Source organism: Actinomadura meyerae, assembly GCF_900188445.1.
In the GTDB taxonomy this organism is placed as follows: Bacteria; Actinomycetota; Actinomycetes; order Streptosporangiales; family Streptosporangiaceae; genus Spirillospora; species Spirillospora meyerae.
Genome location: NZ_FZOR01000017.1, coordinates 104,385 through 122,605, shown reverse-complemented (window position 1 = coordinate 122,605; position 18,221 = coordinate 104,385). Strand labels below are relative to the sequence as shown.

The following is an 18,221-nucleotide window of genomic DNA, read 5'->3' as shown; positions in this document are numbered from 1 at the left end:
CGCCGCGGACCCGCGTTCTACTGGGTTGCCGGGCCGGGGCGGGGAATGCCAGGATCGTTTCCCGGGAGCAATGGGGGATGCGGGGAGAAAGGGGCGCGGGGGGAATGGAACAGACGACGGCCGTGCGCGAGGCGATGCCGGGGGCGGTGCTGCCGGTGCCCGCCGGCGCGGCGGGGCCTCCCGTCCCCGCCGCCGACCGGGTGCGGGTCCGGCCCCGGTACCGGGCGATCCTGGCGGTGGACATCGAGGCGTCGACGACGCGTACCGACCCGGTGAAGGCCGAACTGCGGCGCACCCTGTACCGGCTGCTGGAGGAGGCGTTCAACCGCGCCGGAATCGGGCGGCGGCACCGGGAGGAGTACGTCGACCGGGGCGACGGCGTCCTCGTTCTGGTGCGCCCTTTCGACGAGGTTCCGAAAACGCTGCTGCTGCACCCGGTCGTGCCGCTGCTGTCCGCACTGCTCGCCGAATACAATTCGGCGCAGACGATCACGCCCGGCGGCGACCGGCGAATTCGGCTGCGGGTGGTGGTGCACGCCGGAGAGGTGCACAACGACGGGCACGGCAATTTCGGCGAGGCCCTCGACGTCGCCTTCCGGCTGCTCGACTCGGCGGAGGCGAGGAGCGCCCTGCGGCGCACCCGCGCGCCGCTGGCGCTGATCGTGTCCGAGGACATCTACCACTCGATCGTGCGGCACGGGTACGAGGGGATCCGCGCCGACTCCTACGTCCCGCTCGTCCGGCTGGAGGTCACCGGCCGCAGCCACCAGGGCTGGGTGCACGTCGCCGGGTCCGCCCCGGCGCGCGTCCACCGCCGCACCGTGCGCGGAGCGCGCGAGGGCCTGCCCGCCTGGCGGCGCCGGCTGCGCGCCCTCTCGGTCAGCGGCGGAGGGCCACGCCCGCCAGGGTGAAGGCCCGCTCGGGGTGCGCCGTGACCGGCCCGCCGGGGCGCCACAGCGGGGTGAAGACCAGGCCGGGCTCCACGAGCTCGAAGCACGAGACGATCTCGAGGATCTCGTCCCGGCCGCGCCCCCAGAAGTGGCCGCTGGACGGCTGGAACACCCGGCCGACGTCGCCGCCGGACTCCGGCTCGGGCTCCTGCGTGATGTGCGTGAACACCAGGTGGCTGCCCGGAGCGAGGGCGCCGTGCAGGCGGCGCAGCGCGGCGGCGGCCTCGGCCGCGTCCGGGATGAAGTGCAGGACGCGGTCGAGCACGACCCCCACGGGCCGGTCGAAGTCGATGAGCGCGCGGACCTCCGGGTCGTCCGCGACGGCGTCCGGGCGCAGCGGGTCGCACGGGACGAACGCGGCCCGGCTCGTCCGGGCGAGCAGCGCGCGGGCGTGCGCCAGCACCACCGGGTCGCCGTCGGCGAACACGACGGCCGCGTCGGGCGCGATCTCCGCCGCGACCTCGTGGACGTTCCCGCGCACGGGCAGCTTGCTGCCGACGTCGATGAACTGCCGGACGCCGGCGCGGGCGAGGAACCGCACCGCGCGGCCGATGAAGGCGTGGTTCTCCCGCGCGGCCGCCCGCGCCTCCGGGATGACGGCGAGCAGCCGCTCGGCGACCTCCCGGTCCGCCGCGTAGTTGTCCTTGCCGCCGAGCAGGTAGTCGTAGATCCGCGCCGTGTTCGGCGTGACCAGATCCACGTCGGCGGGAGTCCACCTCTCATCGGCCATCGCAAAGCTCCGCTCTTCCCCGGGCAAATGATCGTCTCACGGACGCGGAGTGCCCGCACCGGGACCCACCGTGAGACGGCCGCGGCGCGGGGATGGGGGACGAGCCGAACGCCCCCGCCCCGAAAACGCGAGGGCCCGTGGCGGCCGGGTGCCGCCACGGGCCCGTGGGGGTGGGTCTACTCGTTGAAGAGGCGGCCGTAGTCGGCCATGGCGAGGGCTATGTCCGCCTGCGCCCAGAAGCGGTGGTACGTGAAGGTCGGGGCGGTGGAGGTCTCGCCGTTGGCGTAGGCCATGACGCGCTGGTAGTCGGGGTCGCTCTTGTAGAAGGACCGGATGGACATGAAGGTCGAGTTGGAGTTGATCGGGTCGCCGTTCGGCATGGTGCCCGTCCAGCCGGACGGGACGTAGACCGGGTCGATGACGCGCCGGTAGTCGCCCTTGCTCTCCTCCACCGACACGCCCTTGGCGTCGGCGTGCTTCCACAGGGCGTCGAGGAGGTCCTTGGCGGTCTGCTTGGCGTCGGCGTCGCCGGACTTGGCGGCGTAGTACGTCAGGGTCTTGGCGTACGCGGCGGCCACGCCGACGTCGCTGGTGTAGTCCTCCACCGTGACGTGCAGGTCGGAGTTGGCCGGCGGCATGCCGCTGGACGACGACCAGTTCGCGTCCGGCTGCCCGGTCCACGTGAGCGTCGACGGGATCTGGATGGAGCCCGTGGACGGGTCGACGGTCGTGTTCGACAGCGCCCAGGAGACCCACTTGTCGAGGATCGCCTCGGCGTTCGCGTCACCGGTGACCTGGTAGTACTCGGCGACGCGCTCCATGGACCACGCCTGGAAGCCGAACCACTGGTTGCTCGGCGGGTCGTGATAGACGGGCTGCCAGTCGTAGGGCATGCCGAAGAACTCGGTCAGGCCGGTCGGCGGGGTGCTGTAGCTGCCGTCCCAGCTGTTGGTGACGCCGCCCGCGATGCCGCCCTCGGCGGACTGCAGCCACTTGTAGAGCTGCAGCTGCCGGGTGAGGCTCTTCTCCCAGTCGGCCTTGGCCGTGGCGCCCTTGGGGGCGAGCGCGGCGTCGTTCACCAGCGCGTAGGCGGCCAGGGGGTTCTGGTAGCCGAAGTGCGAGGCGCCGTCGCCGATGCGCCACGCCCAGCCGGCGTTGGTGTCCGTGGCGCCGCCCCAGGCGTAGTACCAGGACAGCAGGTAGTGCTCGCTGTCCTTGCCCGTCCCGGCGGGGCAGGACGAGGCGGGGCGGCAGTCGCCGATCTTCTTGAAGTACTTGTCGAAGAACGCGTAGCGCAGGTAGTCGCCCATCTTCCCGGCCTTCGCCACGGTGGCCGAGACCTCACCGGCCTTGCCCTGGTCCGCGGCCCACGTGTTCGCCCAGTACGCGGCCTGGATGGCGCGCGCGTCGGCGTCGGGGGCGTTGGTGAACTTCCACTGCTTGGCGTAGGACGAGTCCTTGATGAACAGGTCGAGGTAGCCGTTGGTGCCGCCGAACGCGAACTTGTCGCACGTCGGCTGCGGGACGGTCTCGAACACCGACTCCTGGGAGCCGCGCTGGTAGGTGTTGATGTAGGACGGGCCGCCTGCGCTCGGGCCCTCCTCGCAGCCGCCGCCCGGCGTGTTGCCGTAGCCGTAGACGTTGTCGACGTCCTGCAGCCAGTGCATGCCGTAGACGTCGTCGGTGCCGTAGGCGGACTTCAGCTCGCTCGCGATCGGGTCCTGCCCGACCGGGACGCTGCCGTCGATCAGCGACGGGTAGTCGCTGACCTCGGGGTGCTCGGCGGCGTACGTGGCGGGCTTGGAGGGGTCGTAGAAGGAGTTCGTCGGCTGGTCGGCGTGGGTCGGGATCATGTACTTCTCCATGAGCGCCCACGCGTCGTTGAAGGGGTCCCAGTCCTGCGTGACCTTGCCGTACATGGCCTCCAGCCAGATGAGGTAGCTGTACGCCTCGGACGTGGTCTCGTGCCCGTGGTCGGGCGCCTCGACCATGAAGGTCTCCACCGAGTGGTACGGGATGCCCTCGGGGCTGAAGTAGCCGTTCGCCGGGTCCTTGATCTTGTTGTACTGGTCGAGGAACCGCTGGGTGTAGCCGTCACCGCCGGTGGCCACCTCGGTCGCGGTGACCGTGGCCGGGGCGAAGCCGGAGGCCGACGAGGTGAAGGTCGCCTCGCCCGTGCCGGAGTCGTCCGCGGTGATCGTCACATTCTGCGCGGTCGACCAGTTCTGCGGCGTGAACGTGAGCGTCCCGCCTCCGGTCACCGACAGGCCGCTGTTGCCCGCGGTGCGCGCGGTCGTCACGGTGACGTCCGACGACGGCGCCTCGGACAGCTTCACCGCGAACGTGGCCGTGGAGCCCTGCGCGACGGTCAGCTTCGACGGGCCGGCCACGACACTCGCCTCGGCCGCGACCGTGATGCCGACCGGCGCGGACTCGGCCGTGCCGCCGGCGCTGTCGGTCACCTTGGCGTAGAGCGAGTAGTCGCCCGCGGCCGAGGGCGTCCAATCCAGCGTGTAGGGGGCGGTGGTGTCGGCGGCGCCGAGCGGGCCGTCCTGGTCGAAGAACTCGACCTTGGAGACGGTCGCGCCGGTCCCGGCGGTGGCGGTCGCCGCGAGCGGCACCGACGCGCCCACCGAGTAGGTGGCTCCGGCCGCCGGGCTGGTCAGCGACACCTTCGGGGCGGACGTGCTGCCGTTGCAGGGCGTGCCGTTCAGGGTGAACGACGTCGGGTCGGTGTTCGTCCCGCTGTAGGTGAACTGCCCGCCGACGCTCACCGTCGCGCCGGACGCCAGCGACCCGTTCCAGCTCTCGTTCTGGACGGTGACGTCCTGGCCGGACTGCGACCACTTGCCCGACCATCCGCTGGTCAGCCGCTGGTTCCCCGTGTAGGAGTACTTCAGCGTCCAGCCGTTCAGCGCGTCGCCCTGGTTGGTGATGTCGATGGTGGTCGTGAAGCCGCCGCCCCAGTCGTTCTTCGTGTAGACGACCTTGCACGCGGCCGCCGCGGCGTTCGCCGGTGCGAGCGCGCCGAGACCGCCGCAGAGCAGGGTCAGCGTCGCGCCCACGGCCGTGAGCGCGCGCCATCGTTGCCGTCTTCTCACCTTGGTTCCCTTCCTGAGTCGCCCGGCGTGCGGGCATGCCGGGCTCCACCGCCGGCGGAGTCCGGCGGCGGCGTCCCTTGGAGGAGCGCGCCCGCGGGCGGGCGCGCGTCAGGCCGGGGCCGTCAGCCGGACTCCCGGATGATCAACTTGGTGCGCAGCACGACGCGCCGCTCGGTGTTCGGCCGGCCGCCGGTGCAGGCGCGCAGCTCGCGGGCGAGCCGGGCGCCGAGGTCCTCGGCGGGCTGGCGGACGGTGGTGAGCCGGGGCCGCACCTGCCGGGCGACGGGCGCGTCGTCGAAGCCGACGACGGCGACGTCGTCGGGCACGCGGCGGCCCGCCCGGCGCAGCGCGCTGAGCGCCCCGACCGCCATCTGGTCGGACGCGGCGAGCACGGCGTCGACGTCCGGCCGCCGCTCCAGCAGCCGGCGCATCGCGCGTTCGCCGGACAGCCGGCCGAAGTCGCCCTGGCAGACCAGCCCGTTGACGCCCATCCCGGCCTCCCGCGCGGCGAGCCGGTAGCCGGCCAGCCGGTCCACGGCCGCGCCGGTGTCGGCGGGCCCGGCGATCGTGCCGATCCGGCGGCGGCCGCTGGTGAGCAGGTGCCGGACGGCGGCGTGCGCGCCGCCGCGGTTGTCGACGTCGACGTAGGGCAGCGCCACCTCGTCGAGAGGGCGCCCGGCCAGCACCACGGGCGCGCCCGCCGCGGCCTGCACCAGCGGGGCGACCTGGTCGCGGCGGGCGCCGACGAGCAGCACGCCCTCGGCCCGGCCGCCGCGCAGGTAGCCGGTGGTGGCGCGCCACTCGTCGGGCCGGCCGGCCATGAGGACGACGAGCGGCGCGCGGCCGTCCAGCTCGCGCCGCACGCCCCACAGCAGGCGCGCGAAGTAGGGGTCGCCGAGGACGCGGCAGGCGTCCTCGCACACGACGGCCGCGATCGTGCCGGAGGACTCCCGGTCGGGGGAGCCGCCGCGGCGGCGGACGTAGCCGAGCCGCTCGACGGCCGCCTCCACCTGCTGGCGGGCCGTGCGGCTGACCCGGGCCGAGCCGTTGAGCACGCGGGAGGCGGTCGCGGGCGAGACGCCGGCGAGCTCGGCGACGTGGGCGAGGGTCGGGGGGCGGTCGGGAAGGGCGGGGTCTTCGGGGTGGGTGAGGGTCACGCTTGGCACTCCCTTCGGGGGTTCCCGGGCCGTCGAGGGGGGTGGGACCGGGTCGGGAGTAGTGGGAGCGCTCCCAAGAATCCGGTCGGACGCCGTTTGTGTCAAGGGTCACAGGCCAATTGGATCCGCCGAATGGCTCCCCGGTCCCTCTTCGCGCGCGCGAGGCGCCGTGAAAATTCGTGAAAGGAATGGAACAGGGGTTCCATGCCGCGTCCGGCCCGTTCTACGTTCACCGCAGTCCAGGAGTGGGAGCGCTCCCAAGCGAAAAGTTCCGACGTGAAAGCCGAGATCCCATGAGATCGTCGCCTTCCCCGCGCGCCGCCGCGGCCGCCCTGACCGGGGCGCCGTGCGCGGCCGGCCCGCTCGCCGCCGCCGGGACCGCGCTCGGCGCGCCGCCGGCCCGGGCCGCTGTCTGCGGGCCTGCACCGGAGCTGGAGGTCTCCGGCAACACGTTCATCGGCGCCCCCGGCGACGCCGTCCGGCCGCGCGCCGCGGCGGCGCGTACCGGAACGCGGTGCGGAACTGCGCCGGCCTTCTCGGGGAGAACGGCATCACGCCCATTCCGGAGCTCCATTGGAGCCATGGGCTGCGGACCGGCAATGACAACCATTGTGACACGGCCGCCACCGAATGCCGGAAGCCGATGCCTGGCGCCGAATACGCGCCCGAGTTGTGGCGCCGCCGCCGCGCACCAGCGGCCCGCCCCTGACCACCCGGAAGAAGTCCACCCCAACCAGATGGAGGAATCCGGATGAAACACCCCCCTGCGCGCAGGAGGCCCGGCGCCCGGCGCCGCGGCGCCGCGACCGCCGCGGCGGTCGTCCTGCTCGCCTCAGGCACGGTCGCGCTGGCCCAGGCCCAGGCCAGCGCGGCCGCCGGCTGCAAAGTCGACTACACCACGAACGACTGGGGCTCCGGCTTCACCGCCTCCGTGACCGTCACCAACCTCGGCGACGCCATCAGCGGCGGCTGGACGCTGGAGTGGGACTTCGCCGGCGACCAGCAGGTGACGTCGGGCTGGAACGGCACGTTCAGCCAGTCGGGGCAGCACGTCACCGTGCGGAACCCGAGCTGGGCTCCGGCGCTGGGCACGAACGCGTCGGCCAACCCCGGGTTCCAGGGCACCTACTCCGGCACGAACTCCGCTCCCACCCAGTTCAAGCTCAACGGGACCGTGTGCGACGGGTCGACGGGCGACCCGGGCGACGGGGATCCCGGTGACGGCGACCCGGGCGACGGCGACCCCGGCGACCGCGTCGACAACCCGTACGCGGGCGTGAAGCAGTACGTGAACCCCGAATGGTCGGCGCACGCCGCCGCCGAGCCCGGCGGCGGCGCGATCGCGGACCAGCCGACCGGCGTGTGGCTGGACCGGATCGCCGCGATCGAGGGCGTCAACGGCGGGATGGGGCTGCGCGACCACCTCGACGCCGCCCTCGACCAGGGCGCCGGGCTGGTCAACCTCGTCGTCTACGACCTGCCCGGCCGGGACTGCTCGGCGCTCGCCTCCAACGGCGAGCTCGGCCCGACCGAGCTCGACAAGTACAAGGAGCAGTTCATCGACCCGATCGCGGAGATCCTCGGCGACGAGAAGTACGCCGGCCTGCGGATCGCCGCGGTGGTGGAGATCGACTCCCTGCCCAACCTGATCACCAACGCGGGCGACCGGCCGACCGCCACCGAGAACTGCAACGTCATGAAGGAGAACGGCAACTACCAGAAGGGCATCGCCTACGCGCTGCAGAAGCTCGGCGCCCTGTCCAACGTCTACAACTACATCGACATCGGCCACCACGGCTGGATCGGGTGGGACGACAACTTCTCCCCGACCGCGCAGCTCCTCGCGGAGGTGGCGGAGATGTCCGGCTCGAAGGGCAACGTCGCCGGGTTCATCACCAACACCGCGAACTACGGTGCGCTGACCGAGCCCTACTTCACCATCAACGACAGCGTGGGCGGCACGTCCGTGCGCGAGTCCGACTGGGTGGACTGGAACCGCTACGTGGACGAGCTGTCCTACGCGCAGGCGTTCCGCCAGGAGCTCATCAGCCAGGGGTTCGACTCCGGCATCGGCATGCTCATCGACACCAGCCGCAACGGCTGGGGCGGTTCCGCTCGCCCGACCGGGCCCGGCCCGATGACGGACGTGAACGCCTACGTGGACGGCGGCCGGACCGACCGGCGCATCCATCTCGGCAACTGGTGCAACCAGGCGGGAGCGGGCCTCGGCGAGCGGCCGAAGGCGGCCCCCGCGTCCGGTATCGACGCCTACGTGTGGATGAAGCCTCCGGGCGAGTCGGACGGGGCCAGCGAGGAGATCCCGAACGACGAGGGCAAGGGCTTCGACCGGATGTGCGACCCGACCTACGAGGGCAACCCGCGTAACAACAACAACATGAGCGGCGCCCTGCCGGACGCGCCCCTGTCCGGGCACTGGTTCTCCGCCCAGTTCCAGGAACTGCTCCAGAACGCCAACCCGCCCGTCCAGTAACCGGCCCCCAAGGAGAGAAAGGCCCCGTGACCGGCTCCCGGTCACGGGGCTTCTCCTTGTCCCGGGCCCTCTCCCAGTCTCGGGGCTTCTCCCAGTCTCGGGGCTTCTCGCTGGTCCGGGGCTTCTCGCCGTCCCGGGACGCCGGCCCGCCGCGCGGTGCGGCGCCGGAACGGGAGCGGCCCGCGGCGTCCCCTGCCGGACGCCGCGGGCCGTGTTCTGCCGGGAGCGGATAGTGCGGGAGCTGTCAGGAGGTCATGCAGTGCGGTTCGAGGTCCGTCGACGAGCCGGGGGCGTTCGCGGTGAACCCGAAGGTCGTCGAGGCGCCGACGGCCAGCGAGCCGTTCCAGCTCTCGTTCTTCACCGTGACGTCCGGACCGGACTGCGTGTAGGTGCCGTTCCACAGGCTGCCGACCGTCTCACCGTTGGCGAAGGTGAAGTGGGCCATCCAGCCGTTGAGCGGGAGCGTGCCGGTGTTGGTGACCTTGATCTCGCCCTGGTAGCCGCCTCCCCAGCTGTTGGTGGAGGTGTACTCGGCGCTGCACACCATGCCGGGGTTGCCGGGCGGGTCGGTGGGGTCGGTGGGCGGGTCGGTCGGGTCGCCGTCGCCGTCGCCCTCGCCGACGCCCGTCACCTCGCCGTTGCCGCCGTCGAACACGACATCGGAGCAGCCGTAGAACGTCTCGTTGCTGTCCGAGCGCTGCCACACGGTGTAGATGATGTGGCGGCCGCTCTTGCCGGACGGGAGCCGGGCGTTCCAGTGGTAGTAGGCGTCCTCGCTGCCGGGCGAGCCGACGCTCGGCGGGTCGGTGGCGCTGTAGAACGGCTCGTCCTCCAGGTCGTCCCAGCTGAGCGGGCGGGTCGGGCTCCACGTGTCCTTGGTGATGTAGGTGCGGAACGTGCCCGGGTGGGCCGCCCACTTGTTGTACCGGAACTCGATGTCCGCGCCGGACGTCAGGTGCGTGACCGGCCAGTCGTCGCGGGCCAGGTCGTAGCCGCTGAAGTCGTACACGACCGCGCCGCCGCTGCACAGCTCCCCGTCGGGGATGAAGCCGCGGGTGCGGCCGGCGCCGTCCGAGCGGAGCACCGCGAACCAGTTGTAGAGCGAGGTGGTGCCGCTCTGCGCGATGGCCGCCGCGCACGCCGGGTTGTGCGGGACGATCTGCCCTGTCGAGGACAGCCCGTCCTTCCAGCACAGGTACGTGCGGCTGCCCGGCACCATCATCGCGCCGTGCGCGGACGCCGGCACCGCCGTGACCAGGGCGCCCGCCAGCAGCGCGGGGCCGAGCACCGCCCCCGCCAAGAGCGCTCTTCGTCGTCGCCTTCCCATCGTCCTCCCGTCCACGGGCCGAGGAGAGTCCTGTCCAGGCGGACGCTAGACCCGGGCGGGCGGGCTCCGGAACGGTCCTTTCACCCTTTCATCGAAGGGGCGCGACGGCAGGACCATACGGCCCGGACGGCGCCGTCCGGGCCGTGTCGCGGCGGGGGCTCAGCCCTTGGTGGCGCCGGCGGTGAGCCCTCCGATCAGCTGCCGTTCCGCGAGGGCGTAGAAGGCGATCGCGGGGACCATCGCCAGCACGATGTAGGCGATGACGAGCGCGTAGTTCGTCGAGTACTGCCCCTGGAACTGCTGGATGCCGACGGGGATGGTCTGCCATTTCGGGTCGGCGAGCACCAGCAGCGGCAGGAAGAAGTTGTTCCAGCTCGTCACGATCGCGAGGACGGACACGGTGCCGAGGGCGGGCCGCGCCATCGGCAGCAGGATGCGCCAGAAGAACCCGAGCCGGGAGCAGCCGTCCATGATGGCGGCCTCCTCCAGCTCTCCCGGGATCGTCCGGAAGAACGACCGGAGGATAATGATCGTGATGGGCAGCGCGAACGCGGCCTGCGGCAGGATGATGCCGAGCGGGTTGTCCAGCAGCCCGAACGAGCGCAGCAGGACGAACAGCGGCAGCACCGCCACCGCGGGCGGGAACATCAGCCCCGCGGCGAACAGCGTGAAGAAGAGCTCCCGGCCCCGGAAGGCGTAGCGGGCGAACGCGAACGCCGCCAGCGCCGACACCGCGACGGTGATGACCGTGGTGGCGACGGCGATCAGCACGCTGTTGGCGATCTGCCGCCAGAAGTCGCCGGACGACAGGATGCCGGTGTAGTTCGACAGCTTCCACGGGTGCGGCAGCCCCAGCGGGTCGGCGGTGAGGTCGCCGGTCGTCTTGAAACCGGAGACCACCGCGTACAGCAGGGGGACGACGACGAAGGAGCCGAGCACCCACACCAGCGTGTGCCGGGACAGGCTCCGGACCATGCCCGCTCTCATGCTCGCTCTCATCGGCGGCCCCCCGCGTTGGTGACCGCGCCCTGCAGGTCGCGGCGCAGCGCGTACCGCTGGTACAGCAGGCTGAAGACCATGCAGATGAGGAACATGGCGACGCTGATCGCGCCCGCGTAGCCCATCTGGTAGCGCTTGAAACCGAACTGGAACATGGTGACGGCCATCGTCTCCGTGGAGTGCGTCGGCCCGCCCGTCGTGGTGACCCACACGAGGTCGAACAACTGGAGGGAGCCGATGACGGACAGGAACACGCTGATGCGCAGCGTCGGGCCGAGCAGCGGCAGCGTGACGCTGCGGAACCGCCGCCACGGGCCCGCCCCGTCGATCGAGGCGGCCTCCAGCACCTCCGACGGGATGCCCTGCAGGCCGGCGAGGTAGATCATCATATGGAAGCCGAAGTACTTCCACGTCATGACGGCGAACAGGGTCGGCAGCGCGGTGTCGGGGTCGGAGAACCACTTCCCGGCGAGGCCGCCGAGCAGCGGCAGGTCCTCGACGAGCGTGTCGGCGAGCCCGCTGTCCGGCAGGAAGATGATGCCGAACAGGACGCCCGCGATCACCTCGGACAGGATGTACGGCGCGAAGAAGATCGCCCGGTAGATCGCCCGGCCGCGCATCTTCTGGTTCAGCAGGACGGCCGTGCCGAGCGCGATCGGCAGCTGGACGACGATCGAGAACACGATGATCAGCAGGCCGCGCCACAGGTCGCCGCGGAAGACGGGGTCGTCGGCCAGCTTGCGGTAGTTCTCCAGGCCGGTGAAGTCATCGGGCCAGCCGAAGCCGCCCCAGCGGAAGAAGCTCGTGTAGAACGCGACGAAGATCGGGATCAGGACGAAGAAGAAGAACAGCAGCAGGGCGGGCAGGAGGAACCAGGTGCTGGACGCCCAGCCGCGCAGCCTCTCCCCTGCCGACGCCTTGGGGCCCCGCCTGCGCGGGGCCCCTGCGGCGTGCCGCGGCCGATCGTCGGTCGTGGCGGACAGGGTCATTGGCTCTTGGCCACCTTGGTCACGGACTCGGTGACCTGCTGGGGCGTCTTCTTGCCCCCGATCAGCGCCGCCACGCTGTCGTTGACCTCCTGCCCGACCGCCGGCGGGAACGCCTGGTCGAGGTAGAGCTGGAACCCGGTGGAGGCGTTCAGCGCGTCGGCGACCAGCTTGCGGTTCTTGTCCAGCTCACTCTCGGCGCCCTTCACGACCGGCATGAAGGCGCCCGAGGAGACGAGCTTCTTCTCGTTCTCCATGTTCATCAGGAAGGCCAGGAAGTCGATGGCCTCCTTGGGGGCGTCCTTGCTGAGCGCGTGCCCGTTGCCGCCGCCGAACACCTCGGTCGCCTGGCCCTGGCCGCCCTCGACGCTCGGGAAGGGGAACCAGCCGAGGTCGTCGCCGAGGTCCTTGCCGGAGGCGTCCTTCTGCACGGCGGGCGCCCACTGCCCCATCAGCTCCATGGCGGCCTTGCCGGCGCCCATGGTGGCGGCCTGCCCGCCGGGCGTGTCGTAGCCGGCGTTCTGGAAGCCCTTCTGGAACGGGTCGAGGTCGGCGAGCTCCTTGACCTTCTCGCCGGCCTGGACGAAGGGGGCGCCGCTGAAGTCGTTGGCCTTCTCGGCCTGCTGCAGCGCGGGGAGGCCGCCGATGCGCATCGCGAGGTAGGCCCAGTAGTACATCTCGGGCCACTTGTCCTTGCCCGCGATGGCGATCGGGGTGATACCCGCGCCCTTGAGCTTGCGGACGGCGTCCAGGTACTCGGTCCAGGTCTTCGGGGGCTCCTTGACCCCGGCCTTCGAGAAGAGCGCCTTGTTGTACCAGAAGCCCACGCCGCCCATGTCGTACGGGATGGCGTAGGTCTTGCCGTCGAACTGGTAGGGCTTCTGCGACACCGGCGTCATGGTGCCCAGGATGGAGGCGCCGTCGGAGGTGACGTCCTTGACCAGCCCTGCGTCGATCTGCTGCTTGAGGACCCCGCCGCCCCAGGTGACGAAGATGTCCGGCAGCTTGCCGGAGGCGGTGAGCGCCGTCATCTTCGACTTGAACGCCTCGTTCTCGAGGTTGGTGAGCTTGATCTGGACGTTGGGGTGCGCCGCCTCGTACGCCTTGGCGATCTGCGGGTAGAGCGTCTTGGACGGCTCGGTGGTGGCGATGTCCATCCACTCGACGGTGACCTTGCCGCCCCCCGAGTCGCCGTCGCCGCAGGCGGCGAGGAGGGGCGCGGCGGTGATCGCCACGGTGCCCGCGGAGACCGCGGTCAGGAACGAACGGCGCGACAGGTGCGGAATGCCCATGGTGGCCTCCTGGATCGGGGGTGGGCTTGGCCGGGACCGGCGGGCGGGGGGAACCGTCCGCGTCGAAAGCTTTTCGAAACTCTTCGAGCTTGCCGTTGCCGTGGAACTCTAAGAAAGGGCCACCCCAGGGTCAAGGCTTCGCCGCCCGTTGACCTAAATGAAACCTTGAGAACTCGGACTCGGGGGCTAGGAGCGAGCGAAACATTGCGATACTGTTCGCAATCGTTTCCTCGGGGAGGAGTGAAGCTGCCCGTGCGCACCACCGATGAGATGCCGGACCCCCCGGCCCGGCCCACCCTGGCGCTGATCGCGTCGGAGGCGGGGGTCTCCCCCGCCACGGTCTCCAAGGTCCTGAACGGCCGCACCGACGTGGCCGCCGCGACCCGCGAGCGGGTGGAGGCGCTGCTGCGCACCCACAACTACCCGGGTCCGGGCGGCTCCCGCCGGGCCCGCAGGTCCGGGCTGATCGACCTGGTCCTCGCCGGTCTCGACAGCCCGTGGGCGGTGGAGATCCTGCGCGGCGTCGAGGCCGAGTGCGCCGAGCACGGCACCGGCGTCGTCGTCTCGCTCGTCCGCGACGACGACGCCCGGCCGCCGAGCTGGCAGAACCTGCCCGCGCTGCACCACAGCGACGGGGTCATCCTGGTGACCTCCCGGATGACGCGCCGCCAGCGCGAGCAGCTGGAGCGGGCCGGAGTCGGCCTCGTCCTGGTCGACCCGGTGAACCTGCCGGACACCGACATCGCCAGCGTCGGCGCCACCAACTGGGCCGGCGGCCTCGCCGCCACCGAGCACCTGATCGAGCTCGGCCACCGCCGCATCGCGATGATCGGCGGCCCCGCCGACATGCTGTGCACGCAGGCCCGGGTGGACGGCTACCGGACGGCGCTGGAGCGCGCCGGGATCGAGGTCGACAAGGACCTCGTCCGCTACGGCGACTTCCACCACCAGGGCGGGTTCGCCCGCACCCGCGAGCTGCTGGAGCTGCCCGAGCCGCCGACCGCGCTGTTCGCGGGCAGCGACGAGCAGGCGATGGGCGCCTACCAGGCGGCCCGGCTGGCCGGGCTGCGCATCCCCGAGGACCTCAGCGTCGTCGGCTTCGACGACCTGCCCACCTGCGAGTGGCTCTCGCCGCCGCTGACGACCGTCCGGCAGCCGCTGGAGGAGATGGGCCGCGTCGCGGCCCGCACCCTGCTGCAGCTGCTGGACGGGCGACCGCCGCTGACCCCGCGCGTGGAGCTGGCCACCGACCTGCGTGTCCGCGCCTCCACCGCGCCGCCGCCCCCCACCCCGCCGGCCCCCACGGAGGAACGATGACCGAAGCCGTCCCGGCCGCGAACGCGACCCGCGAGCCCTGGCAGGACCGCGAGTCGCCGGTCGCCGAGCGGGTCGCCGACCTGCTGGCCCGGATGACGCCGGAGGAGAAGGCGGGGCAGCTCGCCGGGTTCTGGGCGATGCCCGCGGAACCGGGCGAGCCGGTGGCCCCGATGGAGGACGACTCGCACGAGACGGCCCCGTCCCTGGACGAGGTCGTCGACCGGGGCCTCGGCCAGCTCACCCGCGTGTTCGGGACCGCTCCCGTCCCGGCCGCCGAGGGCGCCGCCCGGCTCCGCGAGCTGCAGCGCCGGATCGCCGCCGGCAACCGGTTCGGCATCCCGGCGATCGCGCACGAGGAGTGCCTGAACGGGTTCATGACCTGGGGCGCGACCGTGTTCCCGAGCCCGCCCGCATGGGGCGCCTCCTTCGACGCCGAGCTGGTCGGCGAGATGGCCGCCGCGATCGCGGAGAGCATGCGGGCGGGCGGCGTCCACCAGGGCCTCGCGCCGGTGCTGGACGTCGTCCGCGACGCGCGCTGGGGCCGCACGGAGGAGTGCATCGGCGAGGACCCCTACCTCGTCGGCGTCCTCGGCACCGCCTACGTGCAGGCCATGGAGCGGGCCGGGATCGTCACGACGCTGAAGCACTTCGCCGGCTACTCCGCCTCCCGCTCCGGCCGGAACATGGCGCCCGTGCCGGTCGGCCCGCGCGAGCTGGCCGACGTCATCCTCGAACCGTTCGTCATGGCGCTGCGCGACGGCGGCGCCCGCTCGGTCATGCACTCCTACACCGACGTGGACGGGATGCCCGCCGCCGCGGACGAGCGGCTGCTGACCGGGCTGCTGCGCGACGAGCTGGGGTTCACCGGCACCGTCGTCGCCGACTACTTCGGCATCTCGTTCCTGGAGACCCGGCACCGGGTGTCCGGGTCGCGGGGCGAGTCCGGCGCGCTCGCGCTGCGCGCCGGGATCGACGTGGAGCTGCCGACCGTCCGCTGCTACGGCGAGCCGCTGATCGAGCTGGTCCGGGCGGGCACCGTCCCGGAGGAGCTGCTGGACCGGGCGGCGGCCCGGGTGCTGGCGATGAAGGCCGAGCTGGGCCTGCTGGACGGCGTGCCCGGCGACGAGGACGGCGGCGACGGCGGGGACGCGGACGGGGACCTCGACTTCGACCCGCCGGAGCACCGGGCCCTGGCCCGGCGGCTGGCCGAGGAGTCGGTCGTGCTGCTGTCCAACGACGGCGTGCTGCCGCTGAGCACCGGTGACGGGGTCGTCGTGACGGGGCCGCTCGCGGAGGACCCGTTCGCGATGATGGGCTGCTACACGTTCCCGAGCCACGTCGGCCGCCAGCACCCCGAGCTGCCGCTCGGCGTGGAGATCCCGTCGGTGGCGGACGCGCTGCGCGCCGAGCTGCCCGGCGTCCGCGTCGCGGGCTCGAAGGACGTCTTCGTCGCCGACGACGCCGACATCGAGGCCGCGGCCGCCGCGGCCCGGGACGCCGGGGTGTGCGTGATCGTGCTCGGCGACCGGGCGGGGCTGTTCGGCCGCGGCACGTCCGGGGAGGGCTGCGACGTCGAGACGCTCGCGCTGCCGGGACGGCAGGCCGAGCTGGCCGAGGCGGTCCTGGACACCGGCACGCCGACGGTCATCGTGATGCTGTCGGGCCGGCCGTACGCGATCGAGGGCCTCGCCGACCGGGCCGCCGCCGTCGTGCAGGCGTTCTTCCCCGGCGAGGAGGGCGGCCCGGCGGTCGCCGGCGTGCTCGCCGGGCGGGTCGACCCGTCCGGGCGGATGCCGATCAGCGTGCCGCGCCGCGCGTCCGGCCCGCCCACCACCTACCTGCGGGCGCCGATGGACGGCTCCCACGACTGGAGCACGGTCGACCCGGTCCCGCTGTACCCGTTCGGCCACGGCCTGACCTGGACGACGTTCGAGTACTCGGACCTGGAGGTCGGCGAGCGCGCGGCCACGGACGGGGCGGTCACGGTCAGCGCCGTCGTCCGCAACACCGGGGACCGCGCGGGCACGGAGGTCGCCCAGCTGTACCTGTCCGACCCGATCGCGTCGGTGGTGCGGCCGGTGCGCTGGCTCGCCGGGTGGGCCCGGGTCCGGCTGGAGCCGGGCGAGGCGGCCCGCGTCTCGTTCGAGGTGCACGCCGACCGGACCTCCTTCACGGGCGCCGCCCTGCGGCGCGTCGTGGAGCCCGGCACCATCGGGGTCGAGGTCGGCCGGTCCAGCGCGGACCTGCCGCTGCGCGGCTCGTTCACCCTGGAGGGACCCGTCCGGGAGCCGGGCCCCGACCGGGTCCTGACCGTCCCCGTGGAGGTGACCCCGCTATGACCCGGTTCGAAAACCCGGTGCTGCCGGGCTGCCACCCCGACCCGTCGATCTGCCGGGTGGGCGACGACTTCTACCTCGTGACGTCCACGTTCGAGTGGTTCCCCGGGCTGCCGGTGTTCCACAGCCGCGACCTGGTGCACTGGCGGCCCGCCGGCCACGCGCTGGACCGGCCCGACCAGCTGCCGCTGGACGGGGTGCCCGCGTCCGGCGGGCTGTACGCGCCGACCCTGCGGCACCACGACGGCACCTTCTACCTGGTGTGCACCCTCGTGGACGGGACCGAGTGGTCCGGGCACTTCGTGATGACGGCGTCCGACCCGGCGGGCCCGTGGTCGGATGCGCACCGGCTGGACGGCGCGGGCATCGACCCGTCCCTGTTCTTCGACGACGACGGCCGCGCCTGGTGCACCGGCACCCGGCTCACCGGCCGGTACGAGGGGCACACCGAGATCTGGCTGCGCGAGTTCGACCCGGCGTCCCTGGCGCTGACCGGGCCCGAGCACGTGATCTGGGACGGCGCGGTGAAGGGGTCGATCTGGTCGGAGGGCTCCCACCTCTACAAGATCGGCGGGCGGTACTACCTGCTCACCGCGGAGGGCGGCACGGCGCTCGACCACGCCGTCATGATCGCGCGCGCCGACGCCGTGACCGGCCCGTACGAGGGCAGCCCGCGCAATCCGGTGCTGACGCACCGGAACTTCGGCACCGCGCACCCCATCGTCGGCACCGGGCACGCCGACCTGGTGGAGACGCCCGAGGGCGAATGGTGGATGGTCCTGCTGGCGATGCGCCCGCACGGCGGCGACCGGTGCGTCCTCGGGCGCGAGACCTTCCTGGCGCCGCTCGCCTGGGAGGACGGCTGGCCGGTCACCGGCGGGCGGGTCGAGCCGAGCCATCCGGTGCCGTCGCTGCCGCCGCACCCGTGGCCGGCGGTGCCGCGGGCCGGGGCGTTCGACGGCCCGGAGCTCGGCCCGGAGTGGACCATGCTGCGGCCGCCGCGGGAGCGGTGGTGGAGCCTGGCCGAGCGGCCGGGGCACCTGCGGATGCGCGTCCGGCCGGAGAGCCTGGCGGACGTCGCCAACCCGTCGTTCGTCGGCCGCCGCCAGCAGCACCACGACTTCGCCGCCTTCACCGCGCTGGACTTCACCCCGGCGGACGAGGAGTGGGCGGGGCTCGCGCTCGTCCAGAACAACGACTTCCACGTCCTGCTGGTGTCGGCGGCCGAGGGCGTGCTGCTGGTGAAGCGGGAGCAGGGCGTCGAGACGGTGCTGGCCAAGGCGCCGCCCGCCCCCGGACGGGTCGGGCTCGGCTTCGAGGCCCACGGGCGCTGGTACCGGGCGTCCTTCAGTGCGGAGCCGGGCGTCTGGACGCCGCTCGGCGACCCCGTGGACGGCGACATCCTGACGAGCCAGGTCGCGGGCGGTTTCACCGGCGCCCTGGTCGGCCTCTACGCCACCTCCCACGGGCGGGCGAGCGCGAACCACGCCGATTTCGCCTGGTTCGAGTACACCCCGCTCCAGGGATCGCTCTAG

At 72.5% G+C, this 18,221-nt stretch carries 12 protein-coding genes; 5 read left to right on the top strand and 7 right to left on the bottom strand.

The window, feature by feature from the left end:
* The first annotated feature begins 104 nt into the window (after nucleotides 1–104).
* Nucleotides 105–911 (top strand): hypothetical protein, encoded by an 807-nt coding sequence (locus tag CHF16_RS19090; protein WP_089327426.1) that lies wholly within the window; start codon nucleotides 105–107, stop codon nucleotides 909–911.
* Here the strand turns inward: CHF16_RS19090 and CHF16_RS19085 are convergent.
* The 3 genes from CHF16_RS19085 to CHF16_RS19075 all read right to left on the bottom strand — a co-directional run bounded on the left by CHF16_RS19085 (nucleotide 880) and on the right by CHF16_RS19075 (nucleotide 5,938).
* Nucleotides 880–1,680 carry an SAM-dependent methyltransferase gene (locus CHF16_RS19085; RefSeq protein ID WP_089327425.1) on the bottom strand — a complete coding sequence of 267 codons (801 nt, stop codon included), beginning with the start codon at nucleotides 1,678–1,680 and terminating at the stop codon, nucleotides 880–882. The genes CHF16_RS19090 and CHF16_RS19085 overlap by 32 nt on opposite strands.
* A 176-nt stretch (nucleotides 1,681–1,856) precedes the next feature.
* The gene (locus CHF16_RS19080; protein ID WP_089327424.1) at nucleotides 1,857–4,781 is read right to left on the bottom strand and encodes a glycoside hydrolase family 48 protein; all 2,925 of its coding nucleotides are present in this window, start codon (nucleotides 4,779–4,781) and stop codon (nucleotides 1,857–1,859) included.
* 122 nt (nucleotides 4,782–4,903) lie between these two features.
* Complete coding sequence (locus tag CHF16_RS19075; RefSeq protein ID WP_089327423.1) at nucleotides 4,904–5,938, bottom strand: LacI family DNA-binding transcriptional regulator; 1,035 nt, start codon at nucleotides 5,936–5,938, stop codon at nucleotides 4,904–4,906.
* Nucleotides 5,939–6,689: 751 nt separating this feature from the next.
* Between CHF16_RS19075 and CHF16_RS19070 the strand changes: the two genes are divergently transcribed.
* Nucleotides 6,690–8,429, top strand: coding sequence for a glycoside hydrolase family 6 protein (locus CHF16_RS19070; protein WP_089327422.1), 1,740 nt, complete (start codon nucleotides 6,690–6,692; stop codon nucleotides 8,427–8,429).
* A 244-nt stretch (nucleotides 8,430–8,673) separates the two neighbouring features.
* On the opposite strand, the gene CHF16_RS19065 is transcribed toward CHF16_RS19070, so the two are convergent.
* The 4 genes from CHF16_RS19065 to CHF16_RS19050 form a co-directional block, all read right to left on the bottom strand.
* Nucleotides 8,674–9,729: a lytic polysaccharide monooxygenase auxiliary activity family 9 protein gene (locus CHF16_RS19065; protein ID WP_245868802.1), complete on the bottom strand. Its 1,056-nt coding sequence runs from the start codon at nucleotides 9,727–9,729 to the stop codon at nucleotides 8,674–8,676.
* A 186-nt stretch (nucleotides 9,730–9,915) separates the two neighbouring features.
* The gene (locus CHF16_RS19060; protein WP_245868799.1) at nucleotides 9,916–10,743 is read right to left on the bottom strand and encodes a carbohydrate ABC transporter permease; all 828 of its coding nucleotides are present in this window, start codon (nucleotides 10,741–10,743) and stop codon (nucleotides 9,916–9,918) included.
* An 8-nt stretch (nucleotides 10,744–10,751) separates the two neighbouring features.
* Nucleotides 10,752–11,744 (bottom strand): carbohydrate ABC transporter permease, encoded by a 993-nt coding sequence (locus tag CHF16_RS19055; protein WP_089327419.1) that lies wholly within the window; start codon nucleotides 11,742–11,744, stop codon nucleotides 10,752–10,754.
* Nucleotides 11,741–13,033 carry an ABC transporter substrate-binding protein gene (locus CHF16_RS19050; RefSeq protein ID WP_089327418.1) on the bottom strand — a complete coding sequence of 431 codons (1,293 nt, stop codon included), beginning with the start codon at nucleotides 13,031–13,033 and terminating at the stop codon, nucleotides 11,741–11,743. The genes CHF16_RS19055 and CHF16_RS19050 overlap by 4 nt, the downstream gene beginning before the upstream one ends.
* A 270-nt stretch (nucleotides 13,034–13,303) precedes the next feature.
* Here CHF16_RS19050 and CHF16_RS19045 point away from each other — a divergent pair, with 270 nt between their 5' ends.
* From CHF16_RS19045 to CHF16_RS19035, 3 genes are read left to right on the top strand one after another with little or no spacing between them, the layout of a single operon-like run.
* Nucleotides 13,304–14,350 (top strand): LacI family DNA-binding transcriptional regulator, encoded by a 1,047-nt coding sequence (locus CHF16_RS19045; protein WP_089327461.1) that lies wholly within the window; start codon nucleotides 13,304–13,306, stop codon nucleotides 14,348–14,350.
* Complete coding sequence (locus CHF16_RS19040) at nucleotides 14,347–16,689, top strand: beta-xylosidase/alpha-l-arabinosidase (RefSeq protein WP_089327417.1); 2,343 nt, start codon at nucleotides 14,347–14,349, stop codon at nucleotides 16,687–16,689. The genes CHF16_RS19045 and CHF16_RS19040 overlap by 4 nt, the downstream gene beginning before the upstream one ends.
* Complete coding sequence (locus CHF16_RS19035; RefSeq protein ID WP_089327416.1) at nucleotides 16,686–18,221, top strand: glycoside hydrolase family 43 protein; 1,536 nt, start codon at nucleotides 16,686–16,688, stop codon at nucleotides 18,219–18,221. Before CHF16_RS19040 ends, CHF16_RS19035 begins: the two co-directional genes overlap by 4 nt.